Annotated in this window: 1 protein-coding gene and 1 pseudogene; one reads left to right on the forward strand and one right to left on the reverse strand. The window is 43.3% G+C overall.

Annotated elements, in window-relative coordinates:
- Positions 1-308: hypothetical protein (locus ACFSTH_RS11415; protein WP_377793673.1), on the reverse strand; the 308-nt coding region annotated here is incomplete at its 3' end.
- Positions 309-357: 49 nt separating this feature from the next.
- Here ACFSTH_RS11415 and ACFSTH_RS11420 point away from each other — a divergent pair.
- A pseudogene (locus tag ACFSTH_RS11420) lies at positions 358-609 on the forward strand (transposase); the annotation flags it as partial.

Raw genomic sequence — 609 nt, forward strand, 5'->3', positions numbered from 1 at the left:
AAACCATTGATCCTGTTATACTGCATTTGCGAAACCGTGCTTCTATTATTGTTGTCCAGCTCATAAAGGCTTACTACTCGGCCAAATTGGTCGTATTTCTCCATCGTTGCGTTACCTATGGCATCTTTGGTCGTTACTTCTCTATTGGCATCATCATAGGTAATCGTTGTCGTTGCACCATTAGCCATTGTAGATAAAGTCGGACGTGACCAGACGTCGAACTGTTGACTCTGTTGATGTCCAAGTGCATTTTCAGATAATACCATTCTACCAAATTCATCATATTGATAGCTAGATGATCGTTTCATTTGCCCAAATGGTCGGTTTGTGGCGTTTTAAAAATACCAAACAAAGAAGAACCAATCTGGTTTCGAGCAGAGCTTTAAGACTTATGAATGCGAAGACTGTAGCGGTTGTCCGTTCAAACCTAGCTGCACGAAAGCAAAGGGCAACCGGTCGTTCCGACGATTCTCCTTACGAGGGTTGGAGAAAGTTCACGTCGAGTTTGGAATTGTGGCTTTAGCCCACAATCTACTGAAGGTGGCGGGTATCCACTTCGCTACATTCTTGCAAAAGCAGGTACGAAAAAAGGCTAGTCGGAAAACTTCA

The organism is Paenibacillus yanchengensis, assembly GCF_042684845.1.
Classification (GTDB): Bacteria; Bacillota; Bacilli; order Paenibacillales; family Paenibacillaceae; genus Pristimantibacillus; species Pristimantibacillus yanchengensis.